The organism is Alteromonas sp. CI.11.F.A3, assembly GCF_032925565.1.
Taxonomy (GTDB): domain Bacteria; phylum Pseudomonadota; class Gammaproteobacteria; order Enterobacterales; family Alteromonadaceae; genus Alteromonas.
Map to the genome: position 1 here is coordinate 3,457,410 of NZ_CP136708.1, position 17,721 is coordinate 3,475,130.

Annotated in this window: 14 protein-coding genes and 2 tRNA genes; 11 read left to right on the forward strand and 5 right to left on the reverse strand. The window is 43.1% G+C overall.

What is annotated here, in order from left to right; translation table 11 throughout:
• Positions 1 to 562 precede the first annotated feature (562 nt).
• The 10 genes from R1T43_RS14920 to R1T43_RS14965 all read left to right on the forward strand — a co-directional run bounded on the left by R1T43_RS14920 (position 563) and on the right by R1T43_RS14965 (position 9,069).
• Positions 563 to 639, forward strand: a tRNA-Asn gene (locus R1T43_RS14920).
• Positions 640 to 667: 28 nt separating this feature from the next.
• Positions 668 to 744: transfer RNA gene (locus R1T43_RS14925), tRNA-Asn, on the forward strand.
• Positions 745 to 957: 213 nt separating this feature from the next.
• Positions 958 to 1,539, forward strand: a complete 582-nt coding sequence (gene rsxA, locus R1T43_RS14930) for an electron transport complex subunit RsxA (protein ID WP_013784953.1) — start codon at positions 958 to 960, stop codon at positions 1,537 to 1,539.
• Positions 1,539 to 2,108, forward strand: coding sequence for an electron transport complex subunit RsxB (rsxB, locus tag R1T43_RS14935; protein WP_013784954.1), 570 nt, complete (start codon positions 1,539 to 1,541; stop codon positions 2,106 to 2,108). The genes rsxA and rsxB overlap by 1 nt, the downstream gene beginning before the upstream one ends.
• A gap of 3 nt (positions 2,109 to 2,111) precedes the next feature.
• Complete coding sequence (rsxC, locus tag R1T43_RS14940) at positions 2,112 to 4,721, forward strand: electron transport complex subunit RsxC (RefSeq protein ID WP_317350205.1); 2,610 nt, start codon at positions 2,112 to 2,114, stop codon at positions 4,719 to 4,721.
• On the forward strand, positions 4,718 to 5,818 hold the full coding sequence (rsxD, locus tag R1T43_RS14945) for an electron transport complex subunit RsxD (protein ID WP_317350207.1): 1,101 nt from the start codon (positions 4,718 to 4,720) through the stop codon (positions 5,816 to 5,818). The genes rsxC and rsxD overlap by 4 nt, the downstream gene beginning before the upstream one ends.
• On the forward strand, positions 5,819 to 6,487 hold the full coding sequence (gene rsxG, locus R1T43_RS14950; protein WP_057793087.1) for an electron transport complex subunit RsxG: 669 nt from the start codon (positions 5,819 to 5,821) through the stop codon (positions 6,485 to 6,487).
• On the forward strand, positions 6,484 to 7,176 hold the full coding sequence (locus R1T43_RS14955) for an electron transport complex subunit E (RefSeq protein ID WP_057793088.1): 693 nt from the start codon (positions 6,484 to 6,486) through the stop codon (positions 7,174 to 7,176). The genes rsxG and R1T43_RS14955 overlap by 4 nt, the downstream gene beginning before the upstream one ends.
• A gap of 90 nt (positions 7,177 to 7,266) precedes the next feature.
• The gene (nth, locus tag R1T43_RS14960) at positions 7,267 to 7,908 is read left to right on the forward strand and encodes an endonuclease III (protein WP_317350210.1); all 642 of its coding nucleotides are present in this window, start codon (positions 7,267 to 7,269) and stop codon (positions 7,906 to 7,908) included.
• A gap of 297 nt (positions 7,909 to 8,205) precedes the next feature.
• Positions 8,206 to 9,069 (forward strand): alpha/beta hydrolase, encoded by an 864-nt coding sequence (locus R1T43_RS14965; protein WP_317355865.1) that lies wholly within the window; start codon positions 8,206 to 8,208, stop codon positions 9,067 to 9,069.
• 147 nt (positions 9,070 to 9,216) lie between these two features.
• Here R1T43_RS14965 and R1T43_RS14970 read toward each other — a convergent pair whose 3' ends face one another.
• A complete protein-coding gene (locus R1T43_RS14970; RefSeq protein WP_317350212.1) occupies positions 9,217 to 11,295 on the reverse strand; it encodes a S9 family peptidase in 2,079 nt (692 codons plus the stop codon).
• A gap of 334 nt (positions 11,296 to 11,629) precedes the next feature.
• Here R1T43_RS14970 and R1T43_RS14975 point away from each other — a divergent pair, with 334 nt between their 5' ends.
• A complete protein-coding gene (locus tag R1T43_RS14975; protein WP_317350214.1) occupies positions 11,630 to 13,030 on the forward strand; it encodes a M20/M25/M40 family metallo-hydrolase in 1,401 nt (466 codons plus the stop codon).
• A gap of 136 nt (positions 13,031 to 13,166) precedes the next feature.
• Here the strand turns inward: R1T43_RS14975 and R1T43_RS14980 are convergent, their stop codons facing one another.
• The 4 genes from R1T43_RS14980 to R1T43_RS14995 all read right to left on the reverse strand — a co-directional run bounded on the left by R1T43_RS14980 (position 13,167) and on the right by R1T43_RS14995 (position 17,304).
• On the reverse strand, positions 13,167 to 14,333 hold the full coding sequence (locus R1T43_RS14980; RefSeq protein ID WP_317350216.1) for an alpha/beta hydrolase-fold protein: 1,167 nt from the start codon (positions 14,331 to 14,333) through the stop codon (positions 13,167 to 13,169).
• A 547-nt stretch (positions 14,334 to 14,880) separates the two neighbouring features.
• Positions 14,881 to 16,548, reverse strand: coding sequence for a diguanylate cyclase (locus tag R1T43_RS14985; RefSeq protein ID WP_317350217.1), 1,668 nt, complete (start codon positions 16,546 to 16,548; stop codon positions 14,881 to 14,883).
• A 188-nt stretch (positions 16,549 to 16,736) separates the two neighbouring features.
• A complete protein-coding gene (locus R1T43_RS14990; protein ID WP_129737243.1) occupies positions 16,737 to 16,925 on the reverse strand; it encodes a hypothetical protein in 189 nt (62 codons plus the stop codon).
• A gap of 166 nt (positions 16,926 to 17,091) precedes the next feature.
• Positions 17,092 to 17,304: a cold-shock protein gene (locus tag R1T43_RS14995; protein ID WP_013784966.1), complete on the reverse strand. Its 213-nt coding sequence runs from the start codon at positions 17,302 to 17,304 to the stop codon at positions 17,092 to 17,094.
• Between the last annotated feature and the right edge of the window lie 417 nt (positions 17,305 to 17,721).

The window sequence follows — 17,721 nt, forward strand, 5'->3', positions numbered from 1 at the left end:
AACTAGAGATCTAGCATAAACAAGTAAATCATTGATATAATTCTGTTTTTAGTAAAAACAGGTTAGTGGAGCTTACGATCATGACCACGATGATCTTACCAATTTATCCTCAAGTTAATAACTATCAACATAGTTATCCACAGAATTAGTGGATAAGTAGCTCTACCCCAGCAATTACGCCCTATGCTGGGTAACCCCTTCCTAATTATGTAAGTGAAGACTAACCTTGAGATACTAAGCCGTAGGTTACATATTTATTAAACACTGTACACAATACCAGTATACAAAACATTTTTTATTCTATTTTATTATATAGGTTTCGTATTTTGCTACTCCAAAAAACGAGTCGCTGTTCGTTAATATTCACTCCTTCGATAATACAGTTAAATACGGCGATACGAATACTCGCTCAGTAATTAAGCATCACTTTCTTGGTTTTGGTGCAAATTTGAGCACAAAACCCCTGAAAAGCTATTTTTTGACCACTTAGCATAAAAAATTGATTAAGGTTGTTGACAGAAACCCAGATGCTCTTTAATATTCCGCCCCGTTGAAAAGCAGGTCCCCTTTAGCTCAGTTGGTTAGAGCGACGGACTGTTAATCCGCAGGTCCCCCGTTCGAATCGGGGAAGGGGAGCCAACTTTTCATCGACAACTTTAAGTGCAATTCCCCCTTAGCTCAGTTGGTTAGAGCGACGGACTGTTAATCCGCAGGTCCCCCGTTCGAATCGGGGAGGGGGAGCCACTTGGTTGGCTCATTACCGCTTTATACTCCTTCTATTATCTCATACGTTTTTTTCTTCCCGAAATAGCTTATATATTCATTAAATAACCCTAATTCAATCAAGTTGTTAATCTGCGCCTAAAAAGCGATAATAGACAAATTATTCCTGTTTCAATTTCGAGTACGGCCATTATGCCGAGACTCAACTAATTCCTCGTAGGAATTGCGATTTTCATGACTGAATTTTTATTACTATTAATTGGTACCGTATTAGTTAATAACTTCGTGCTGGTGAAGTTTCTTGGCTTATGCCCTTTTATGGGTGTGTCGAGCAAACTCGAAACCGCCATGGGCATGTCTATGGCCACCACGTTTGTGTTAACGCTAGCCTCGGCCACAAGCTACTTAGTAGAGACTTATCTACTTGCGCCCTTAGGTATTGGCTACTTACGAACATTGGCGTTTATTTTAGTGATTGCTGTTGTGGTTCAGTTCACCGAGATGGTGGTGCATAAAACCAGCCCTACCCTTTACCGCTTATTAGGTATTTTCCTTCCTCTTATTACCACCAATTGCGCTGTGCTTGGTGTTGCTTTGCTGAACCTTACCGAGCAGCATAACTTCATGGAAAGCCTTATTTATGGCTTTGGGGCGGCTGTGGGGTTTTCCTTAGTGCTTGTTCTATTTGCGGCCATGCGAGAACGTTTAGCTGCTGCCGATGTGCCTGTTTCATTTAAAGGGGCATCGATTGCAATGATAACGGCGGGTCTTATGTCATTGGCATTTATGGGCTTTAGCGGTTTGGTGAAAGTATAATGACCATGACATACGCCATCATCGCATTAGGCGCGCTTGCGCTTCTCTTCGGTTTAATTTTAGGTTATGCCAGTATTCGATTTAAGGTGGAAGGCGACCCATTGGTTGATCAAATCGATGAAATATTGCCCCAAACTCAATGTGGACAATGTGGCTACCCTGGTTGCAAACCCTATGCAGAAGCCATTGCTAATGGTGATGAAATTAATAAATGCCCCCCAGGTGGTGAGTCGACCATAAAAAAACTTGCCGATTTGATGGGGGTAGAACCAAAACCTCTCGATGCGGCTCACGGCGAAGAAGATACGAAAAAAGTCGCCTTCATTCGAGAAGACGAATGTATTGGTTGTACCAAGTGTATTCAAGCATGCCCCGTTGACGCCATATTAGGTGCAGCAAAGCATATGCATACAGTGATTGTCGAAGAATGTACGGGCTGCGATTTATGTGTAGATCCCTGCCCAGTAGACTGTATCGATATGGTGCCTGTTACACCAACCACAGCAACATGGAAGTGGGATTTTTCCTCATCACCTAAAGGTGACATTCCAATTAAAATGGTGTCGTAAGCGTTGAACTACCCAGATTTTGATAACATTATTGAACGCCTAAATTCAGGGAAACTCTTTTCGTTCCCAGGCGGCGTGCACCCTGATGATAAAAAGAGACTGTCGAACAAGGCCGCTATTGTGCAGCCAACAATGCCAGATCTGCTTACATTGCCCATACGTCAACATGTAGGTTCAGAAGGTATATGCTGCGTTAATGTAGGTGACTATGTTTATAAAGGCCAAGCGCTATCTAATGCTACAACACCCTATGCTGTGCCAGTGCATGCGCCCACCTCGGGGCATATCGTTGCTATAGCACCTCACGTGGTTGCTCATCCTAGTGGTCTTACGGAAATGTGCGTTAGCATTAAGCCCGATGATAAAGAGACGTGGGGCGAGCTATCACCTTTAGCTGATTATACTGCGGTAGATAAAAATACGATTGTAGATGCCATCTGCCAAGCCGGCATTTCTGGCATGGGAGGCGCAGGCTTTCCTACCCATATTAAAACCGCCACCAGTAAGCCCGTTGAGTTTTTAGTGCTAAACGGCGTTGAGTGCGAACCTTACATTACTGCAGATGATCGCCTTATGCGCGAACACGCGTGGCAGATTCGCCAAGGCTTAGACATTTTAGCGCATATCATTGAGCCTAAAGCGATTGTTATTGCTGTTGAAGATAACAAGCCAGAAGCAATTCAAGCACTTAACATTGCCTGCCAAGATAAAGACGCCTATCGGGTAGTGCCCATTGAAACAAAATACCCTGCTGGCGGTGAGAAACAATTAATTCAAGTTATCACAGGCCGCGAAGTACCCCGTAATGGTCTACCGGCAGACATTGGCGTCATGATGTTTAACGTTGGGACCTGCTTTGCCATTGCCGACGCTATTTTACATGGCAAGCCACTTATTGAACGTATTGTCACAGTAACCGGCGATGCCGTTGCTAAGCCTGCCAATTTTCGCACGCTACTTGGCACACCGGTAAAGCATTTGCTCGACGAAGCCAATTACCAAGTTAAAAAGCAAACGTCCCCAAAAGTGATTATGGGTGGCCCCATGATGGGCTTTGCCTTAGCAGATGCCACCATACCCGTGGTAAAAACCACAAACTGCTTACTAGTACCTAGTAAAAAAGAATTAGTAGACGATAACGCCGAACGCCCGTGTATTCGTTGTAGTGCGTGTGCTGACGCATGCCCTGCCTCGTTGTTACCACAACAAATGTTTTGGCACGCCAAAGCGAAAGAATACGACAAAGCTGAAGAGTATGACCTTTTCGACTGTATTGAATGCGGCGCGTGCGCTTATGTATGCCCTAGTGAAATACCTTTGGTGCATTATTATCGCCAAGCTAAATCAGAAATTCGATTACAACGAGACGAAAAGAACAAAGCGGAAAAAGCGAAACAACGTTTTGAAGCACGAAATGAGCGCCTAGAACGAGAAAAAGAAGAGCGTGAAGCGAAACACCGCCGCGCTAAAGAAGCACGACTCGCCGCGAAGAGTAATGCTAATAGCGGATCTACATCGACGGCTCCTTCCACAGAGCAAAATAGCTCTAAAGATAAAGTCGCGGCTGCATTAGCCCGAGCCAAAGCGAAAAAAGCCGCCCTCCAGAGCGCTAATTCTGACGAAACAAGCGTGGCTGACGCAAAACCTGCATCCCCAAGTACCACAGCTAGCGCAGGTACTTCCGCAAGCTCACCTGCTGATGATAAAAAAGCCCAGGTAGCCGCCGCCATAGCACGAGCTAAGGCGAAAAAGGCTCAGAAGCTTAGCGAATCAACAGCTGATGCCCCTAAAGCTACTGTCGATTTATCTAAATCTCAAATGACAGCGCAGGTAGAACAACACGCCCCTGAACGCCCAATTGACACCAAAAGCGAAAATACAAATACGCCTGCCGACGACAAGAAAGCACAAGTTGCCGCTGCTATAGCGCGAGCAAAAGCGAAAAAAGCAGCTCGTCAACTACAAGGTGAAAGTAGCACCGAGGTAGTTGCAAACGAATTACCACAAAGTCAGCCAAAAGAAGACGGTTCTGACACAGCTTCATCAACGCAGTCGCAAGATGAGAAAAAAGCCCGGGTAGCCGCAGCAATTGCTAAAGCGAAAGCTAAAAAAGCAGAATTACAAAAACAGCAGAAGCGTGGCGATTTAGAAACACCTAAAATAGCCTCAACAGATGCTGAAGCTACTATTGAGCCCAAGGCTGACCTTATCAATACACAAAGCGAAAAGCCGCTTGATAAGCTAAGCAGTAGCGCTGACAGGGTTGAAAAAGAAGCAAACAGCGAAACCAGTAGCAACGCTGATGACAAGAAAGCCCGAATAGCCGCGGCGGTAGCTAAGGCAAAAGCGAAAAAACGGTTAGCTGAATCTCAGAATCCTCAAGCAGACGACGTGGCCACTGCTAATCAAAATATTGAGGCTGAGCAACAAAAGGTAACAGAGAACGCAGAGCCATCTGCACCTACCCACGAGGCCAAGCAAAGCGCTCCACAGTCAGTAACATCTGAAGAGGCAAACAGTCCTGCCCTTGAGAAAAAGCGCCGTATTGCCGCAGCGGTCGCTAAGGCTAAAGCTAAAAAAGCAGCTGCAGAAAGTGAGAACAATCAATCATGAAGTTAACCTTATCTAGTTCTCCCTATCAAAGAGTGAAGCGCGATACTGGCCAAGTTATGCGCTTAGTCATTTACGCCATGGTGCCAGGAATTATTGCCCAAACCGTATTTTTTGGATGGGGTACACTCATTCAAGCCTTTTTAGCGGTAGCCAGTGCACTGGTTTTTGAAGGGGTTATTTTATGGTTACGTAAACGTCCTATCGAGCGTACGTTAACCGACTACTCTGCCATATTAACCGGCCTGCTAATTGCCATTAGTATTCCCCCTACCCTGCCATGGTGGATGACGATTACAGGCGTATTTTTCGCCATTGCCGTCACCAAACAAGTGTACGGCGGTTTAGGGTTTAACATTTTCAATCCAGCGATGATTGGCTATGTAGTGCTATTAATCTCGTTCCCTGCGGCCATGAGTTTATGGTTGCCACCCCAGCACCTAGCAAGCTTAACACCTAGCTTCTTAGACTCTGCAGCACTTATATTTACCGACTTTTCTACCACCGGCTACGATGTTACCCAGTTGCGTACTGTGGCTGGCGGGGTTGCAGACGGAGTAACAATGGCCACACCGCTCGACACGTTGAAGACTGATTTAACCTTGGGCATTACTTACTCAGAATCATTGCTTAGACCTATTTTTTCCACTGGGCTATTTCAATCTGCCGGTGCAGGCTGGGGATGGGTAAGCTTAAGTTATCTACTTGGCGGCCTGTGGCTTGTACGATTAAAAGTGATTAGCTGGCACATTCCAGGCAGCATGCTGGCGTCTGTAGCGGCGTTTTCATTATTGCTTTATATGGTTGATGCCGATCATTATGCATCGCCGCTTTTTCATTTAATTAATGGCGCAGTGATAGTAGGTGCATTCTTTATTGCCACCGATCCGGTATCAGCTTCTACCACCCCCAAAGGGCGTATTATCTATGGCGCAGCCATTGGCTTTTGGGTGGTTATCATTCGAGTTTTCGGCGGTTACCCAGACGCCATTGCTTTTGCAGTCATTATCATGAACATGGTAGTGCCGCTGATTGATTACTATACCCGCCCCCGCACATACGGGCATCAGGTTACCAAAAAAGCAAGGCGAGTAGAGTAAATGGTAAAAGAGACGCTAATAAAAAATGGTTTGATGTTAAGCGCGTTTGCGATAGTCGGTACTGCGCTCATCGCCCTTACCTACAACGGTACGGCCGATCGCATTGCACAACAACAAAAGCAAAAATTGCTTAGCATATTAAATGAAGTGGTGCCGCATGAGTTACATGACAATGAGCTCTATGCCGATTGCACTTCAGTAGTAAGTTCGAATTTAGGTACGCAAGAGCCTCATACGGCCTATCGTGCACGGATAAACGGCGAACCGGCAGCCCTAGCCATTGAAGCTACAGCACCAGATGGTTATAGCGGTGATATTGCGCTAGTCATTGGGGTAGATACGCAAATGAATGTGCTAGGTGTTCGTGTGTTGGAACACAAAGAAACCCCAGGGTTGGGTGATAAAATTGAATTGGCAATCAGCGACTGGATAACCTCATTCACCGGAAAACACTTCTCGGTAAGTGCCCTACCAGTATGGCAAGTGAAGAAAGACGGCGGCGAGTTCGATCAATTCACTGGCGCTACAATAACGCCACGAGCAGTAGTGAGTGCTGTGAAAAATGCACTCCTGTATGTGCAAGACAATCAACAAACCTTATTTTCTGCCCCTAACTTGTGCGGTATCGAAAATGACCTATTACCAACTAATGAGGTGTTAAGCGAATGACAGATTATCGCGACCTTACCCTCCAAGGTATTTGGAAGAACAACCCTGCGCTAGTTCAACTTCTCGGCCTATGCCCGTTGCTAGCGGTTACTGCCACCTTCATCAATGGATTAGGATTAGGCTTAGCCACTACCCTTGTATTAATTGGCAGCAACGTCACCGTTTCATTGGTGCGAAATATCGTTCGTAACGAAATTCGAATTCCCGTATTTGTTATGATTATTGCCGCCTTCGTGACGATAGTACAGCTGCTCATGAACGCCTTTACCTACGAGTTATACCTTGCGTTGGGTATCTTCATCCCGTTAATTGTTACCAACTGCGCCATCATCGGTAGAGCGGAAGCCTTTGCCTCTAAAAACAGTGCTGGCGCATCAGCCTACGATGGCCTAGTGATGGGCTTAGGATTCACCTTCGTACTTGTAGTGCTTGGTGGTATGCGCGAAATTTTAGGGAATGGAACTTTGTTCGTGGGTGCCGACAGACTATTTGGAAGCATTGCGAGTAATTGGACACTCACCTTATTTGAAACCGACTCCCCTTTCTTATTGGCCATATTGCCACCCGGTGCGTTTTTAGGCATGGGCCTTCTAATTGCCTTTAAGAACATGATTGATGCTCGAATTGCTGCCCGGGAGACCACAGTAAAAGAAAAGGCCACTCGCGCACGGGTTACCGCTGAAGCATAACGAAATCTAAGTGGTTAGTAGCTAGCGGCTAGCGGCTAGTGAAAAAGAAAATCACCAAGCCCGAGTGGAAAAAGAATAAGCGAAGTAAACATGAATAATACAAAAAGACGTGAAATCTTAACCCGACTTCGGGATGCTAACCCTCACCCTACCACTGAGCTTAATTTCTCCACGCCCTTTGAGTTGTTGGTCGCGGTCACCTTGTCAGCGCAATCAACCGATGTAGGCGTAAACAAAGCCACAGATAAATTATTTCCAATTGCGAATACCGCACAGTCCATATCTGCGCTTGGTGAAGATGGGCTAAAAGAATATATAAAAACCATTGGCTTGTTTAACTCAAAAGCCAAAAATGTACACCGACTAAGTGAAATCTTAGTTGAAAAGTACGATGGCGAAGTACCCGAAAGCCGCGAAGCCTTAGAAGCCCTCCCTGGCGTTGGCCGTAAAACAGCTAACGTAGTACTTAATACCGCATTTGGCTGGCCTACGATTGCTGTAGACACCCATATTTACCGCGTAAGCAACCGCACTAAACTTGCTATGGGTAAAACCGTTGAGAAAGTGGAAGAGAAGCTTCTAAAAGTTGTACCAGCAGAGTTCAAAGTCGATGTTCACCACTGGTTGATTCTACACGGCCGCTATACCTGCATTGCCCGCAAACCTCGTTGTGGAAGCTGCATTATTGAAGACTTGTGTGAGTTTAAGGATAAGACTGAGTATGCTGAATAGCTAAAACAAGGTGCTTAACCTGCTAGCGTCAGCTAACTAAGAGCTAGCTGGCCCCCTTGCGAAGAGTCTCTTGCCAAAAGCGTCTATCACAATACTACCTACCTGTTAGAAAATTCCCCGTCTGAATAGTGTTACTAGTCAACGCCTTAGATTCCGATTAAACTCCTATCTAAAACTAAAAGTCTGCACATCGTTGTAAGCCAATATAGAAATCATTAGGAATTATTTATCATCGTTTTATTGATTACTGCTGTTATTGTAGGATTGATGATTATTTTATCGACTAAGCGGCGTCGTATGCTATTGAGTCGATTAATCTTTGATTTTGTTAATCGTACAGAAGCTAAGTTAGCAAGATTGTATTGTGGCAGTCGCTCAATTGATGGGCTTGAGGTGTTCTATCATAGCAATACAAAACATTTCTCTAATGATAAGCCTGTACTGGTGCTCTTACACGGTTTCAGTGCTGATAAGTATGTGTGGAATCGTTTTGCCAAAAGATTCTCTTCTCAATATCACCTAGTTATTCCTGACCTTAAAGGCCATGGCCAAACTGCTTACCACCCCGATGATGATTATTCTGTTCCCAGCCAATGCCAGATGTTATTGGCACTATTAGATCAATTAAACATTAAGCACTTCAGCATAGTGGGTAATTCTATGGGCGGAATGATGGCGGCTAAACTATTTGATGAAATGCCTAAGCGAATTGAAAAAGCAGTATTGATCGACCCAGCAGGCGCTAAGTCACCATTTGCTCAGAATATGATAGACAATAAATTTAACCCTTTCGACCATGAAGTTGAACAGGATTTTTTTGAATTCTATGATTTAATCATGGCTAAACCACCATTTATCCCAAAGTTTATTTTGCGCGCACTCGCATGGGAATATATTAATAAGCGAGCGCAATATACCCACATGTTCCATCAATTTTTCAACTTGCGGGATTTTTACTCTCGTGATTACCAATTCGATTATCCTGAGTCGATGCTGATATGGGGGCTTAACGATAAGCTGTTACCGGTAGACGATTTTACCCACTGGAAATTGATGCTCAATTCAAACACACTTATTTATGAAGATCTTGGCCATATGCCTATGGTGGAAGATGTGAAACGTGTATCTAAAGATATTTTAAGCTTTTTAAATAAACATTAAATAAGCAATAAAAAGGTTAGTAAAAGATAGCTTATTTGCAACGAATGCCTAGCCAAGTTAACGGCATTTAAAAAGTAAAAAGCCCTAATACTAAAACAGTATGTAGGGCTTTGATTTTTAGGTTTTACTTCTAAAGAAAACTAATCTCTAGTCTTCTTTCTTTTCACTGTTCGTGTCGTCTTTGTACTTATCAAACCACGCTAAAATATATCCAACTTTACGTGCTAAGTTAGAAGGTTTAGCTGCGATACCATGATAAGCCCCTTGAATACGCACCAGTGCGCTATCTACACCTTGTAAGCGTAATGCACCATAATATTGTTCGCTTTCAGACATAGGAGTACGTACATCTAATTCACCGGTGAGCACCATGGTAGGCGTTGTTACATTGCCCACTAATGATAACGGCGAACGGTTCCAATATTGCTCGTAATCGTTCCAAGGTAAGTCTGTAAACCAATACTTGCTCATATACGCATAGATATCAGATGTACCAATCATACTTGTCCAGTTTATAACGGGTTTCGCCACTACAGAGGCTTTGAAACGGTCGGTCTTTCCGATGATCCAAGAGGTCAGCGTCCCCCCGCCAGAACCGCCAGTAACAAATAAGTTAGACTCATCCACATAACCTTTGGCAATAGCGGCATCCACCATATCCATAAGGTCGTCATAATCTTGTGATGGATAATTTTTATCAATTAAATTAGCGAACTCTTCACCTTGAGAAGTAGACCCACGAGGGTTGCCATATAAAACAACATAACCAGCAGCAGCCATTAATTGTATTTCTGTTGAGTAACTGGGGCCATACGCAGTGTGAGGCCCGCCATGTATTTCTAAAATTAGCGGGTATTTTTTCTTAGGGTCAAAGTTAGGAGGGGTAACCAACCAAGCTTGTAAGTCTCTATTATCTACACTGCTTTTTAGTTCCAACAATTCTGGTTTATTCACTGTTATGTGATCAAACACATCACCATTTAAATCAGTCAGTTGTTTAACCTTCCCTTTACTGGTCACTATTGCAAGATCAGCAGGGCGATCGCCCATTGAAGCGGTATAAACAACACTGCCTTTAGGAGTTACATCGTAATCGCCCGATGTGTACGGCCTACCTAAACTAGTGCCACCTAAATCACTTGTTTTCGTTGAAATTTTACCTGACAAACTAACATAGGCGACACTTTTCTTACCCATATCATCATAGCTAAAATATACCCCTTTACCGTTGTCAGCCCACTTAATTGCACCGACAGAGCGGTCTAGCTCACTAGTCAGGTTTTCGATGCCCGTGCCATCTGAATTCATTACATATAAATGGCTTAGCTGATTTGATTTTCCATTATCTTCATTACCAACAAAGGCAATTTTATTACCGTTAGGGCTTAAATGAGGGCTTCGTTCAGGGCCACTCATATCGGTTAATCTAGTCACCTTTGACGTTTTTACATCAATGCTAAACAGATCGCTATTAAGCATATCGAAATCAGCTTCGTCGCTGGTGTTGGCAGAGATAACGATCTGTTGACCATTGTCAGACCATGCAATGGTGCCGGCGTGGTCATGTTCCCCAGAAGTAATTTGTCTTGGCGTTCCGCCAATGGTTGGCACAACATATATTTGCATGTTGCCGGGGCGTTTCATTCCCACGCCGTCTCGTTGGAAATTGGTTTGGTCGATATACTGTGGGGTTTCTGCCCACTTAGCGCCTTTAGGCTTAAAATCTAAATTAAATAACGGTTTGGCTTTAGTGGGTGTAAACATAGCAAAAGCTAAATATTTACCGTCTGGTGAAAAACTCATACCGCTCGGGCGCATTGCGACATCGGTTACGCGAGTTGTGCTATTTGATGCTAAATCTTTTAGATAAACTTGAACCTTACCTTCTTTACTTGAAAGGTAAGCCATTTTAGCGCCATCAGGTGAAAACACAGGATTAAAGTGGTTTTTACTGTCAGAAAGAATAGGCAGATGAGCACTTCCATCTAAGGCTATTGTCCACAGATTCCGTCGCATTGAATCAGTCATAATATCCATGCTACGACGCTCGTACACAACATGCTTGCCATCGGGAGTAACAACAGGATTAGCCGCGTACTCAAGATTAAATACGTCTTTTAAAGACAAAGTATTGTTTGCCGATTCGTCTGCCAACGCTGAATGGGTAGTAAATAATGTACCTATGACTAGTGTTAACGCCGACTTGATTAAATATTTCTTATTCATGGCTCGTTTGCTCTAATTGTTTTAAATCGATAAATAGAATGACTATTGAAGGTTTAACATAGCTTATATAACGGTAGAAATACCTTACATTTGATGTAAAAAGTAGTATTTATAGGTTGAATTTCATATTCTGGTCGCGCTCATGGTTTTCTTTTTTTAGCTAAGCGACAATGGCTGTAAACGGCAGCATCTTCTACGCGCGCAACCGCGCTCATTGCTTTATGGCCTAAATCGCTAAAAATAGAAAAAAAAGCTTAAATAATAAAAACAATTTTGGGGTACGTTGCAGTTACTATATGAATTCGGCCCTAATAACAGTCTCAATGGAGAATACATGCATCAACTTAGACGCCTCACTTTTAGCGCTATAGTAGTTTTTTTTAGTTGTCCGATACTGGCCGCTTCTAATGTGATAACAAGCGAACAAAAACAAACTGCTAACAATTTAATAGACACCGCACTTAAAAGCGACCTAGGCATGGAAATCGTGACATCGCTGACAACAGAAATAGGCCCTCGATTGGGAGGCTCTGAAGCTGAGAAGCGCGCGAGAGACTGGGGAGTAAAGTTAGGTGAACGTTTGGGATTCGACAACGTCAGTATCGAACCATTTACGATGCCTTTTTGGGATAGAGGTCATTTACACATATCGCTGACCTCGCCTTATCAACAGGATTTATACGGCACCGCTTTAGGTGGTGGTGCGCCATCAAAAGAAAGTATTGACGCCGATGTAGTATATTTTAGAGATATTCACGCGTTATCAGATATTAAGGATGGCAGCCTTAGCGGAAAAATTGCTTTTGTTGATGGCGACAAAATGGTTAAAAGCCAAACCGGCGCAGGTTATGGCCAAGCCAATCAACGTCGAAGAATTGGCTGGCAACATGCGCAGCGTGGTGGGGCTAGCGCATTAGTGGTTCGCTCTGTCGGCTCAGACTCACATAGATTCCCACACTCAGGGATGATGAGTAAAGACGGTGATAAATGGGCAGATATTCCCGTTATCGCTATCTCAAATCCTGACGCAGATCACCTTCGCCGCTTACACGGTTTAAGCAAGCCTATAAGTCTTTCATTGCATTCAGAATCAAAATGGAAAGGCGAAGTGAACAGCGGAAATGTTATTCTCGATTTAGTAGGAAGTGAGAAGCCTGAAGAAATCGTACTTATTGGTGGCCACTTAGACAGCTGGGATTTAGGCACTGGCGCGGTTGACGATGGTGCAGGCGTTGCTATCACTACCGCAGCGGCAGCGTTAATTGCGAACTTGCCTACTCGCCCCAAGCGTACAATTCGGGTGGTAATGTTTGGTGCAGAAGAAGTGGGGTTACTTGGTGCATTCGCCTATGCGAAACAACATGATGCGAATTTACAAAACCATGTTTTGGCAACCGAATCTGACTTTGGTGCGCAAACCATTTGGCAGTTAGTATCGAACGTCAATCCAGAAGCTACGTTATTGATGGATGAAGTAGCAAAAATACTATCGCCTCTTGGCATAGTGAGAGGAGGAGCGGATGTACCTGGCGGTGGCCCGGATATCATTCCCTTAGCTAAAAAAGGCGTACCGACTATTCGATTAAACCAAAATGGGCAGGATTATTTCGATTTGCATCATACGCCGGATGATACGCTTGATAAGATTGATCCCAATGAATTAGCACAAAATATTGCCGCTTATGCCGCGAGTATATATTTAATTGCTGATTCAGATGTGGTGTTAAAGCCTTAAAATGATAACGGCGGGCTAGGACCGGAGAACTTTCCTCCCCGCTGTTTCCCCTTCCCTTTCACAAAGAGAATAAAAATAAACCTTGCCAATTACTCGAAAACTTAACAACAAACGAGTCAGGCAAAAGTCCGTCATTTTAGCGCTTACCCAGCTTTTTCAACAATCTTTCCCGTCTACCGGTATAAACTTCATACCCATCGTAATCTGATGAAGCTAGCGCTAACGCCTTGTCCACTTGTTCTAATGCCGCTTCAAATTGTCCTGATTGCTCGTATCCATATGCCAGACCATTGTAAGCATCCGGTGCACTAGGGTAGCGCGCTATACCGTACTTAAATAATTTAATAGCTTCATCGAAATCTTGCTTTGTTACGAAATGATAACCTAATTCTCTTATTACCCATTCTGCAGCTTCAACCCTTTCGCCTCGCTGCTGTGATAGCGCTTCGTAATACTTTTCAATAGAGCTTACATCACCGTTATAGTCTTTAGGGCGCATATACTCTGAATAAAATAAGCTGTAATACGCTTTAAAACTAGCAGCATTAGTCACAAGGTTATGAGGAACGTCACGAAATACATCGTTATGCCAACGTAATCCCTGAGGCTTGTTTTTACGAATATCTGAAATCATGCCATCATAATAAGGGCGCATAGGTGCACCTTCATTGCCAATAGCGGTATAAAGGTAATGATCGAGCTTTTTACTATTCTTGAAGAACTCAACCGTCGTCTTTGCCGTTGCGCCATTTGCCCACCATACCGCAGCACTGTAAGTTAAGGCGGCATTGAACAGTTCGGGCTCTTGCTGCATAGCATACAATGAGAAAGCGCCTGCAGCCGATGCACCTGCAATAACTCGAAAATCATGCACGCGATACTTACTTTCCACCATTGGCATCAGCTCTGAAGTGATAAATTGCAAAAATTTAGCACCACCGCCTCCATAACCCACAGGGCCATTGGGATCTTTATTTACGTTAGGATACAAATCCCGCAGTCGGTCGGTATTTTCGATCGCCACCACAATAACTTCTGGCGCCGCCCGCTGAGATTGCAAACTTTCTAGAACCGCATTCAGCATAACCAAAGTACCGACACCATCAAGTCGATAGATAATGGGGTATTTTTTATCAGGGTTTTCAGCATAGTTTTTAGGGAGCTGAACAACCACAGTCCGCTCTTCTGATAAAACCTTCGATGTTAGCTTTTCGGTAATTAGGGTGTAACTGGGATTATCTAATTCACCCTCTACAGATGCACCTTGAGCATAGGTAATTGGGCTTACCAATAGTAAAAACAAACATAGAATCTTTATTCGTTGCAGCGCCATGAAAGTTAAGCCCTTTTAATGCGTTATGAGAATTTATACGATTTAACTACGTTATCACAAAATCAAGGGGGGGGACGGGAAAGGGTGCAGAAATAACGCAGAAATGAAAGTAGATAAACCCACGCGTGCGACTTTTCATTTAAGCAAACTAGCCATTTGAGCTACTTGCAAATAAATGATGAATCATTAATCTATCTATTAAGTGAACAAAACAGTGAGTGTTAAGCATGATACCTGAATTAATTTTTTTACTGCCCTTGGCCTTGATGATAGCCGCTTTTTTTTACGCTAAGCAGCACCGTAAAGCTTCAAAAAAATCTTGATAAGGTAGACTGTGATGGAGAAATGCTTGGGCTTGACTGTTTAAATCCTAATACTGTAAAGCTTGGCTCTTCACGCTTGGCGCTTAAAAGAGCTAGCACTGAAACCATAAGCAAAGTCATATTGTTTACTAAGGCTAAGCGTTTTTACTAGGCCCTTATTTAACGCTCTCACACAGCACATTTTCACTAAGCGCCTAACCAGCGCGCGGATGCTTCGATTTAGCTTTATGTCGATACATTCGTTTGTCAGCGAGAGATATACATTCAGAAGGTAAGTTAGTTTCTAGGCTGGTTGCAATCCCAAAGCTAACACCCGCATCACGCCATTGCTGGCTAAGCTCCATTGAAACATTCGATACTACTGATAAGGCGCTATCAGCCACGTTTCGAGTTTCACTGGTCGAATCGGCTTGCAATACGCCCACAAATTCATCGCCTCCTGAGCGAAAGATATCTCCCAAAGAGTAAAACGATTGTTGTAACAGGCTCGCCGTCTTAATAATAAGTTTGTCGCCTTCATCATGGCCGTATTTATCGTTAATGGCCTTTAAACCATCTAAGTCGATGTAAATAATAACGTAGTAATCATCTAAGGCTTCAATGCATTCTGTTAGAGAAAATCTGTTACCAAGCTGTGTCATTGAGTCTATGCGAGACAAGTACTGGTTTCGATTGAACTCCTTTTGCGTCAATTTAAACCACTCGGTTAAGCACAACAAAATACATAAGCAATCTAGCGACAATGCAAATATAACAACCGATTCGGGGTACGCTAGCTCACCAAAATACTGGCTGTGAGCAGCAATGTAGTAGCCAAGTGATGCACTGTAGAGTAGATTGCCTGCCAAGAAATATTTCGCGCGGAAATCTTGCTGTCTAATCATGCTCACACCCACCGCTATGGTCACCACTATCCAGAACATAGCCAATAAGTGAGATAGCAAATATGCGATCGTGAATGGCATGAACCACATGCCAACGCCTAACACGACGCTCACAACACTTAAGACGTTAAGAAATTTAAACAATTTTTTGTGGTCAGTTTTGCACTCAAATAAATCAGAGACAAACTGTGCGGCACAGGCAATAGCGAAAGGAAAAAGTAGCATTCCCCAATAACTGGTATTAAATGGGAAATGAACGATATCTCCTAGCATTCCAGAAGCTGCTGCCCAACCAATAGCATGAAAACCCAAATAGCCTGCACAGGTTAACGCTACTCTTTTCCTCGTCCCAGAATAGATGAGCAAGGCCAGCAACGACAAAATGAACATGGTGGTAATGCCAGCTATGGAAATACCGTTATTAAATTTTTGGAAGCGATAAAACTCTGCACTGTCTAACAAGGTAATGGAAACTGGCGTAGGAAACTGCTTGGCGTTAATAAACAGCCATAATTCTACCCGTTCATTCACCACAACGGTTTGCACCGTCACGGCTTGAAAATGAAGTACCGGCGGTGTGCTGTCATCAAGAAGTTGAGAGAATACTTGCGTGCTAGGTTCAGGCTGAATAGACGACGAGTATGATGCTAAGCCAACATCAATGAAGTTGGCATTGACGACAACGAAATACTGCCCTTTTTGTGGAATATCTAAGACAACTTTGGTGAAGTAACTTCCCGACATCCCACCCAGTGATGGAACAACCGCGGCGCTTTCATAAGCCTCTTTTAGAATTGCTAGCTTATCCTTTGATTCGACACTTGATGTATCAAAAATATAATCAAATTCGTGCCACAGATTAGCATCAGCAATTATGCGCTTATCATCAACGACTGATATAGGTTCCTGACCGAATACGGGGAATACCGCCAGTAAAAGGAGAAAATACAAAACACCCAAATGAAAGTAAGAAAGCAAAATCGAACCTTGTCTGCAGGTAAAAGGGCAACAAAAATGTTACTTGTCCTGTATCAAGCATAAACCTGCTTTCTCAGAATACATAATATAAAAGAGGAAATTTACTTTTTATACGCAATATTCTGTAAGGCAATAGCGACACACGAGCTCTTAACACAGTATTAATTTTGCTTCAGCCTGCTTACTAGCTAAGCGTAAATACTTTCAACCGTGGTATTAAGCAACCAACGTAAAAATACTTTAGTATCTTTGTTGTTGTGAAATTGAACTGACTTTTGACACTCTGTATCGGTGAAAACAACGTTGAAGTTATTTACTGAGATTGTCGAAATAGGGGGAAGTGTACGGAGCGAAGCGCCGTTAATAGTATGAGACATATAATTTTTCTTTGTATAATAATGTTGCTAGTTTTTTATTCGTTTTAAAATTCCTTTCAAAATTCTGTTCTTATCAAACCAAAAATAAATAAAAATATTAGTATTGCACAATTAAAAAAGGCTAAGTAGAAACTTAGCCTTTTGTCGTTGTATTTTAAAGTTCTACTTAAAGAACAACAACGTTTGCAGCTTGAAGGCCTTTTTGACCTTGTTCTACGCTGAAGCTTACCGCTTGGCCTTCAGAAAGAGTTTTGAAGCCGTCAGAAGCGATTGAACGGAAATGTACGAATACATCTTTACCGCCACCGTCTTGAGTAAGAAAACCAAAACCTTTATCTTCGTTGAACCATTTAACTGTGCCGTTTACTGTATCAGACATGTTTGTAACCTTATATATTTGAAGTAATTGGTGAAATTCACCGGATAGCAATAGATTTAACTTACTAGTAACGCAAATGTATATCTATTAAAACTTCGATAAAACTGAAGAATAAAAGGGTACAACGCAGTAGTAGAAAAAGCTTTTAATTATCTAAAGCGGGCATAATGTACATCTTTCAGTCAGGTAAGTCTACCTAAATCGCTATTTATTTCTCTTATCGTGCACCACATTGCTGTAAGGCTTCTCCTACAATTGCTCACATACCTTAGCCACCGTGCCCTTCCCCGCATACACCATCAATTGGCGGCGCAATCACAACTGACAACTTACATACGTATGTTGATAGGAATGCCCCTTTATATTAGCTAGGCTCATGTTCTTGTTGCGCTAACGCGCTTAGAAATCACAACACGA